General features: G+C 49.0%; 9 protein-coding genes. 4 read left to right on the top strand and 5 right to left on the bottom strand.

Annotated elements, in window-relative coordinates:
- The 4 genes from JF818_RS10495 to JF818_RS10480 all read left to right on the top strand — a co-directional run.
- On the top strand, positions 1–363 hold a 363-nt coding region (locus tag JF818_RS10495), incomplete at its 5' end, for a tRNA (cytidine(34)-2'-O)-methyltransferase (RefSeq protein WP_198891964.1).
- Positions 364–365: 2 nt separating this feature from the next.
- Entirely contained in the window at positions 366–1,169 is an 804-nt protein-coding gene (proC, locus tag JF818_RS10490) for a pyrroline-5-carboxylate reductase (protein ID WP_198891963.1), read from the top strand.
- Positions 1,170–1,197: 28 nt separating this feature from the next.
- Positions 1,198–2,475, top strand: coding sequence for a serine--tRNA ligase (gene serS / locus JF818_RS10485; RefSeq protein ID WP_198891962.1), 1,278 nt, complete (start codon positions 1,198–1,200; stop codon positions 2,473–2,475).
- A gap of 13 nt (positions 2,476–2,488) precedes the next feature.
- On the top strand, positions 2,489–3,940 hold the full coding sequence (locus JF818_RS10480) for a nicotinate phosphoribosyltransferase (protein WP_198891961.1): 1,452 nt from the start codon (positions 2,489–2,491) through the stop codon (positions 3,938–3,940).
- Here the strand turns inward: JF818_RS10480 and JF818_RS10475 are convergent.
- From JF818_RS10475 to JF818_RS10455, 5 genes are all read right to left on the bottom strand, one after another.
- Positions 3,935–4,501, bottom strand: a complete 567-nt coding sequence (locus tag JF818_RS10475; protein ID WP_198891960.1) for a GyrI-like domain-containing protein — start codon at positions 4,499–4,501, stop codon at positions 3,935–3,937. The genes JF818_RS10480 and JF818_RS10475 overlap by 6 nt on opposite strands.
- A 9-nt stretch (positions 4,502–4,510) precedes the next feature.
- On the bottom strand, positions 4,511–5,257 hold the full coding sequence (locus JF818_RS10470; protein WP_370570329.1) for an N-acetylmuramoyl-L-alanine amidase: 747 nt from the start codon (positions 5,255–5,257) through the stop codon (positions 4,511–4,513).
- Positions 5,254–6,174, bottom strand: a complete 921-nt coding sequence (locus tag JF818_RS10465; protein ID WP_198891959.1) for a hypothetical protein — start codon at positions 6,172–6,174, stop codon at positions 5,254–5,256. The genes JF818_RS10470 and JF818_RS10465 overlap by 4 nt, the downstream gene beginning before the upstream one ends.
- Entirely contained in the window at positions 6,164–7,288 is a 1,125-nt protein-coding gene (proB, locus tag JF818_RS10460; protein WP_198891958.1) for a glutamate 5-kinase, read from the bottom strand. The genes JF818_RS10465 and proB overlap by 11 nt, the downstream gene beginning before the upstream one ends.
- Positions 7,285–8,228, bottom strand: a 944-nt coding sequence (locus JF818_RS10455) for a glutamate-5-semialdehyde dehydrogenase (RefSeq protein WP_198891957.1), incomplete at its 5' end; no start/stop codon positions are given. The genes proB and JF818_RS10455, both read right to left, overlap by 4 nt.

Raw genomic sequence — 8,228 nt, 5'->3', positions numbered from 1 at the left:
CGTGCCGGGTTGGATTATTGGCCATTGCTTACGATGGTTGAACATCCCAGCATTGAAGCTTTCCTGGCAGCACACCAAGAGAAACCGTTGTACTACTTCACCACAAAAGCTCCAAGAACCTATTGCGAGGTCACCTACCCTGAAGAGACCTATCTAGTCTTCGGCAAGGAGAGCGCTGGTATCAGCGAATCACTGCTTGTCAAAAACAAACAACGTTGTGTGAGAATCCCCATGAGGGAAGAGGCACGAAGCCTGAATCTCTCAAACAGTGTAGCAATCGCAACATATGAATACCTACGACAGCAATCCTTTCCCTTCCTACAAGGGACAGGAACGTTACATAGACTTACATGGGAGGCCTGAGCATGGATAGTATCGGCATCATTGGATGTGGAAACATGGGTGGAGCAATCGCAGGGAGCCTGCAAATGGAAGTCTTGGTATATGACAGTGATGCACTGAAAGCCAAGCAACTTGCATCAAGCAAGGAAACCATTTCAGTGGCAGAATCTCTCGGAGCACTCTTGAGTACATGCAATACCATACTCATTGCAGTAAAACCCCAGATTCTCTCTACGCTCTATCCAGAACTGAGAGCATTGGGTAGTGACAAGAAACGATGGATTTCCATTGCAGCAGGCATTCCCCTCTCGGTACTTGCCGAGCAACTTGCCACTGATGAGATAGTACGGTTCATGCCAAACATTGCAGCACAGTATGGATCTGCTGTGACCGCTGTAGCTCCAGCTGAGGGTTGTTCCTCGTCCCTCCGTGAAGACTCCCTCCATGTTGCTTCCTCCTTTGGCTCTGCCTTCCTTCTACCAGAGTCCCAGTTCTCAGCCTTTATCGGGATCAGCGGATCAGCCATCGCCTATGTATTCTCGTTCCTGCATGGACTTGCAATGGGGGGAGTAGCGCAAGGGATTGCCTATCCAGAGGCGCTGAAGATAGCTAGTGACACCATGAAGAGTGCTACCTCCTTGATCGACGCAACAAAGGCAAATCCAGTGGACCTGGCAACGCGAGTTTGTTCGGCAGGAGGAACCACCATTGAGGGCATGAAAGCACTCGCCCAGGGAGGGTTTGAGGGCTTGGTCATGCGTGCTGTCGAGGCATCGAGTGAGAAGTCAAAAATGCTTGAGGCAAAAGCGGCCAATCAGGGGAAATAAGTAATTCTGAAAGGAAGAAGGAATCAGTATGATAGATTTGAAAGAACTAAAAAGCAGACGAGACGAAATAGCAAACAACATTGCTGTAAGAAACATGCAGGTGGATATTGATGCCATCATTGATTTGCAGGAAAAACGCTCTGCACTGCTGCAGCAGGTTGAGGAACTCCGTTCCAAGAGAAACGAAAATGCCAAGAAAATGAAAGGCAAGCTGGATGCTGATACCCGCAGCAGCCTGATTGCAGAAGGCAAGTCGCTGAAAGAAGCAATTGCTGAGATTGAGGGCAGCCTTACCCAGGTTGAGGAAGAGTTCCAGAAACTTGCAAGGACAATTCCCAACTATGCCCACCCCGCCGCCCCGGTCGGGAAGGAAGACAAGGACAATACAGCAATCAAGTTCGTCGGTACCCCACCCCAGTTCTCCTTCAAGCCTCTGGACCATGTCCAGCTTGCTGAACGGCTCGATTTGATCGATTTCGATACAGCAACAAGGGTAAGTGGACCCAAGTTCTACTACCTGAAGAGGGAAGCAGTCATTCTGCAGATGGCCTTGGAACGATATGCAATGGATATCCTGATCAAGAAGGGATTCACCCCCTTCATTACCCCCGATATTGCCAAGGAGGAGATTCTCCAGGGCATTGGATTCAATCCAAGAGGGGAAGAGAGCAACATCTATACCATTGAAAATACTGACACCTGCCTGGTAGGAACTGCCGAGATTACCCTTGGCGGCTACTATGCCAACCAGATTCTTTCCAAGGAACAGCTACCGATCAAGATGGCAGGTCTCTCCCATTGCTTCCGCAGGGAAGCTGGAGGTGCTGGACAGTATTCAAAGGGACTCTATCGGGTTCACCAGTTCTCGAAGCTTGAGATGTTCATTTACTGTACAAGTGAGGAGTCTGAGGCATTCCATGACGAACTGCTTGCAATCGAGGAAGAGATTTTCAATGGACTTGGCGTAGCCTACCGTGTAGTTGATACCTGCACTGGTGATCTTGGTGCCCCAGCCTATCGGAAGTTCGATATTGAAGCATGGATGCCAGGTCGTGGAGAGGATGGTGAATATGGTGAGGTTACCTCCACCAGCAACTGCACCGATTACCAGGCACGTTCATTGGCGATTCGCTACAAGGACGAAGAGGGAAAAACACAGTTTCCTCATATGCTCAACGGGACAGCCATTGCACTAAGCAGGGCAATGGTTGCCGTCTTGGAAAATTTCCAGAATGAAGATGGATCTATCACGATCCCCCCCATCTTGGTCCCCTATACAGGTTTCTCCAAGATAGAGGCACGCTAACAAGGACGGAAGGATGCAGATCAGCGCACTTACAACCGACTTCTATGAATTGACCATGATGCAGGGCTACTTCTCGAACAAGCATAACCCAAATGTAGTCTTCGATATGTTCTATCGAACAAACCCCTTTGATGGAGGGTATGTGGTCTTCGCAGGTCTCCATGAATTGATAGACAAGCTTGAATCACTATGCTTCAGTGAAGAGGATATCGCGTATCTTGAAAGCCTGGGTAAGTTCACCCCTGACTTTCTCGCCTATCTGGCAGACTATCGCTTTAAAGGGGACCTGTATGCCATGGAAGAAGGTACGGTGGTCTTTCCTGGAGAGCCGCTGCTCCGCATCCATACCGACCTGATCGAAGCACAGTTGATCGAGGGGTTGTTGCTCAACACCCTCAACTTCCAGAGCCTTATTGCTACAAAAGCCTCCAGAATGTCTCTTGCAAGCAAGCAGGGACTCCTGATGGAGTTCGGCCTGAGAAGAGCACAAGGAAGTGATGGTGCGCTTTCAGCCAGCAGGGCTGCATTCATTGGTGGCTGCCAGGTCACCAGCAATACCCTTGCAGGAAAGCAGTACAACATCCCGGTTGCAGGTACCATGGCCCACTCATGGATCATGAGTTTCTCTAGCGAACTGGAGTCCTTCCGTGCCTACGCAGAGCTCTATCCCGACAATACGGTGCTCTTGATCGACACCTATGATACGCTTGGTTCCGGTATCGACAATGCCATCATCGTTGGATTGGAACAGAAGCAAAAAGGAAAGAAGATTGGGGTAAGAATCGACAGTGGTGACCTCTCCTACCTTCCTCGGGTTATCAGAAAACGCCTTGATGCAGCAGGACTTGAAGATGCAACCATCGTGGTATCAAACGACCTGACTGAGGCAATTGTCCAAACCCTGGTTCTAGATGGGGTTCCCATCGACAGCTGGGGAATTGGGACACATCTGGTCACCGGTGGTTCACAGTCCTCCTTGAATGGGGTGTATAAACTTGCTGCAAAGCAAGGAGATGATGGAGTTTTCATACCAACCATGAAGATTTCCAATAGTTTCGAGAAGACCACCAACCCCGGTATCAAGCAAGTCTACCGCTTCAGTGATGACGAGGCTGGTTCCATTGCTGACCTGATCACACTGGATAAGGAAAAGATCACCCTCGGGAAAAAGTATGTTTTCTACCATCCATTTGCTGAGGCTGACTTCTTTGAGATGCAGAGTGGTAGATACTCCCATCTGAAACCATTGATCAACAAACAGATGGAAAATGGTAAGAGAATTGGGGAGAAACCAAGCCTCCAGGAGATCCAGAGGTATGTGCAGAAGGAACTTGGAACGTTCCATAAGAGCTACTTACGACAGATCAACCCACATATCTACAAAGTCAGTCTCTCTTCCAAGCTGAAGAAACTGAAGATGGATCTCTTGGTTGCCCAAAGAAAGAAAACCAAGGAAGGGCTATAATTCCCTCACTGGGAGACGGAGGATGGTTTTTAAATCATCCCTTCGCCTCCTTGGAGGATCGAGGTAAATCTCACGATGAGATCGACCCCGACGAGTCAGATTTTGCTCCTTGCAATAGGCTTCCATCATCTGGAAGCTTTTTCCTTCAAAGCTGAAAGGGCCGGTATGCAGGAGTGTGACACAGAGACCATCCTCAATATTGGAACGGTAGATATCAAGAGTAGGAATGCCTTGCTTGAAGGCCAACTCATCCCTTACTTCCTTGAACAAGGAATCTGTCATCCCGTGTGGCTCCCCTATCATTGCCGACCAACTCCAAGGCTCGCGATTCTCAATTTCCCTTGCTGTCCAGATACACTCCAAGACAGGGTTCTCCACTACTCCAGTTCGTTCACAAAGAAGGTCATGCAAGGAAAAAAGCAACCGGGTGGAACGAGTATACTCATCTTCGTTCGAGTTTCCCTCACCATCTATGATCAGATACGGAACTGAGGGAACAATAACCAAGGAAGGAGTCTCTTTAGCCTTGTAGAGAGACTTTCGCCCTACTCCAATACCCATGACTACCTCCTACAAGCATTCTTCTACTGCTTGGGCCAAGATCTGGGCCATTCTTTGCCTCCATTGGGGAGACACCAGGTTTCTCGCATCCTCTTCATTGGAAAGAAAGCCAACCTCTACCAATACGGCAGGCATTCTGGAGCCATTGAGTACCCATAGATCACGTTCCTTTATCCCACGATTACGATTGGTCACCAAGGAACCGTTCAGTGCTTGCTCGAAGAGAGAGGCAACCACCAGATTCCGCTGATTGAGCAGCCGGTTCAAGGAGAGCTGGGAGTGAGCAGCATAGAGTGGGATATTCTCAATCGGGGTGGACTCATCAAGCAACGTTACCCGCTTATCCTGTTCCTTGGTCAGGATCTCAAACCCCGTAGCTTGATTGCTCGTTGCACTGTTTACATGAATGGAAATAAACAGTGAACTTGTTTGCGGTTGAAGAGGAGTCTTATAGGCTATGCTGCATCGCTCTTCCAGAGAGAGGAACACATCTTCCGAGCGAGTCATGATAAGCTGTAAATGGGGGTGAGAGACTGCAAGCAAGGCATGAAGCCGTTTGGCTATGTCCAAGGTAAGGTCCTTCTCATAGATGGTACCACCAGCAAAACTCCATGCATTGGTAGCTCCTGGGTCATGCCCACCATGGCCGGCATCAATGATCACCGTACCCAAGGGGTAGGAGAACGGATCGGCTGCACCGAACAAACCAAGAGAGGCCACCATGAGGAAAAGAATGGTCAGTATACAACGTCTCACGCTTCCTCCTTGGGCCATTGGCTGCACAGGGTATGGAAATCGAGTTTCTGTAACCATACCATCCGCTTCTTTACTTCATCGTTATAGACTTCCTTGTCGACATACCCTTTGTATCGTTTTGCGACATTCTTTCCCTTGATTTGCTGTACGCTCAGGGCTTTAGTATAACAACGCTGGAACCCCTGCGCTTCACTACGGTCCTCGATAACACTCTCCCGGTCAGGGACCTGCATCATCAGATTGCTGTTGAGGGCAAGATCATACCCATAGAGGTGGCAGCGTAATCCCCAATCGAGGGCCTGCCAGTACTCGCTGTGTATCTCCTCATCAAATCCCCTCAGTCTTTGAAACAGTGCCCTGTCATAGAGGCCAAGGCAGGAGATGGGATAGAGTGTTGAACGGATGTGGGAAGGATCGGGAGAAGGAAAATCAGAATCAGGGTCGAGCTCCCGTCCAGTAAGGCGGGGAATTCTGAGGCAGGGGATAATTTCCCGATTGGCATTTGCGATAACCGCAGCGAACGCTGCTGGGTGATCTCCCTCACTCATTGCAGAGAACAGAAAGGAACCATCGAATTTCACGAGCAATAAATCACTTCTCACGATTAGGAAAAGATTTGCATGGCACTCATTTGCAACCGCATTAACCTTCTCACCGGTAAAGGCGTGTGTGGCAAATACCAGAAAGGTGACATCCTTGTACTCTTGTTGCATGGCAAGGATATCAAATCTACCCTCTTGTGTTACGACATGCAGACTGTAATTCATCTCCTGTACATACCAGTCCAGGGCCTCCTTCAACTGTTCAGGAGTACCGGTATCGAGAATCCCGATGGCAAGCTGCTCAATGTTGTGCAACTGATTGATGCGTTTGCCAATCTCTTGTTTTCTCCGATAGATCCGATAGTTAGTCATCATCGTTTAACAACACCAAGTCCTCAGGGCGGAAGATCACACCCTTATGCCCTTCTTTGATTATCTTATGGATATCCTTGCTGCTATGGCCAGCCACTGCAGCTATCTCAGTACTATTATAGTAAGGGACTGCCTTTGCAAAGGGTTTACCGTCGGTAGTACATATCTGTACCACATCGCCGGCACCAAAAACTCCTTCCACTGATACAATACCTTTGGGAAGCAAGCTTTTCTTTGCAATAAGCGCCTTTTTTGCCCCATCATCAATTACAATGGATCCGAGATGGGAGTTATAGAGAATCCAACGTTGTCGTTGACTGAGACGTTTCACACTATGTATACAGGTCCCTAGAACCTCACCGGTAAGAAGCCTGGGAAGCACATTCCCTTCATAACCACTGGCAATAATGGTGGTACAGCCAGCCATTCTTGCGATTTTTGCAGCAAGCAGCTTTGTTTTCATACCCCCAATTGAATGGGTAGAACCAGCTCCTCCTGCATAGGAGAGGATGGTTGCATCAAGGGAAGTGATGTCACTGAGCAGCACAGCTTCCTTGTCTTTTTTTGGGTCAGCAGTATACAACCCGGTTATGTCGGTAAGAATGACCAAAAGATCTGCATCGATCTTGCTGGCAACCATGGCGCTCATCCTGTCATTGTCAACAAAGGCTGTCCCAATCTCAGCAGTACTTACCACATCGTTCTCGTTGAAAATGGGAATTACCCCAAGGTCCAACAACGTAAAGACACTATTTCTGAGATTCACGTAGGTAAGGCGGTTGTTAAGGTCGTTACGGGTCAACAGGATCTGGGAACATACCATTCCATGACGCTTGAAGGAACGGCGATAGCTGGACATGAGCAGAGGCTGTCCTATCGAGGCACAAGCCTGACGCATCGGTACCTGCTTCACGGGGCCCTTGAGTGAGAGCTCCTTTGCACCCATGCCGATTGCTCCACTGGAGACAAGAAGCACCTGATATCCAAGCGATTGAAGCTGAGCCAATTGATCGACAATTACGTCGATGCAACCCTCATCAATACCACTCTCACAACTGAGCAGATTGGTTCCAACTTTTACCACAACCCTGCGTACTGATGAAAAGTCCCTCATCATAGAACCTCTTCACCAAGCATTGACGGCCCATCCAAGGGCAAGTCCTGATGGGAAAAACTCCGACCCCCATCCTTGGTATAGGAGGCAACCACCTGCCCACTCCCCCTGACGAGATATTTGGTTGTCATCAGCCCTTCCAAGCCAACGGGTCCCCGTGCATGTATCTTTGCAGTACTGATACCAACCTCTGATCCAAGGCCGAAGCGGAACCCATCAGCAAATCTGGTGGAACAATTGGCAAAAACATCTGCTGAATCCACACCAGCAAAGAAGGTTCTTATCGAGTCATCATCTTCGCTGACAATGGCATCACTGTGATGTGAACCGTAGGTCTCAATATGGTCTATTGCCTCTGAGAGGGATTCCACTACATGGATATTGATTTCCAGGGCAAGATACTCCTTCTTCCAATCCCCTTCCTGATAGGGGATGCAATCCATGAAATGAGAAGCCTGCTCATCCCCATGCATGACAACCCCAGCCTCTTTGAAACGCTCGGCAAGCAGGGGAAGGATATCCGGGGCGATTTGTGCATGTACCAACAGTGTCTCGATCGCATTGCAGGCTGCGGGATATTGGGTCTTTGCATCGTAGGCTATCTCTACCGCCTTGGCGATATCAGCCTTGGCATCGATGTAGAGGTGGCAAATCCCATCAGCATGCCCCAATACAGGGATTGAGGTATTGTCCATGACATAGCGTACGAAGGCATTCGATCCACGTGGGATCAAGAGATCAATGTCCCCTTCCATGCCCAGCATTGTATCAACATCACTATGGCTTTCAAGCAACAACAGCCAGTCAGATCCAAGTCTTGAGGGCTTACAACTCTCCCTGATCGATGCAACTATGGCAGTATTGGTCTGGAAAGCTTCCCTTCCTCCCTTGAGGATGATGCCATTACCACTCTTGAGGCAGAGTGAAACAATCTGGATCAAGG

The sequence above is a fragment of the Sphaerochaeta sp. S2 genome (assembly GCF_016406725.1).
Lineage (GTDB): Bacteria > Spirochaetota > Spirochaetia > Sphaerochaetales > Sphaerochaetaceae > Sphaerochaeta.
The sequence above is the reverse complement of the archived record's forward strand: the minus strand, read 5'-3'. Positions and strand labels throughout refer to the sequence as shown.

What these genes read in the sequence shown, in the direction of transcription:
- serS (WP_198891962.1), top strand. Translation starts at nt 1,198, where the DNA reads ATGATAGATTTGAAAGAACTAAAAAGCAGACGAGACGAAATAGCAAAC.
- proB (WP_198891958.1), bottom strand. Translation starts at nt 7,288, where the DNA reads ATGATGAGGGACTTTTCATCAGTACGCAGGGTTGTGGTAAAAGTTGGA.
- JF818_RS10475 (WP_198891960.1), bottom strand. Translation starts at nt 4,501, where the DNA reads ATGGGTATTGGAGTAGGGCGAAAGTCTCTCTACAAGGCTAAAGAGACT.
- proC (WP_198891963.1), top strand. Translation starts at nt 366, where the DNA reads ATGGATAGTATCGGCATCATTGGATGTGGAAACATGGGTGGAGCAATC.
- JF818_RS10465 (WP_198891959.1), bottom strand. Translation starts at nt 6,174, where the DNA reads ATGATGACTAACTATCGGATCTATCGGAGAAAACAAGAGATTGGCAAA.
- JF818_RS10480 (WP_198891961.1), top strand. Translation starts at nt 2,489, where the DNA reads ATGCAGATCAGCGCACTTACAACCGACTTCTATGAATTGACCATGATG.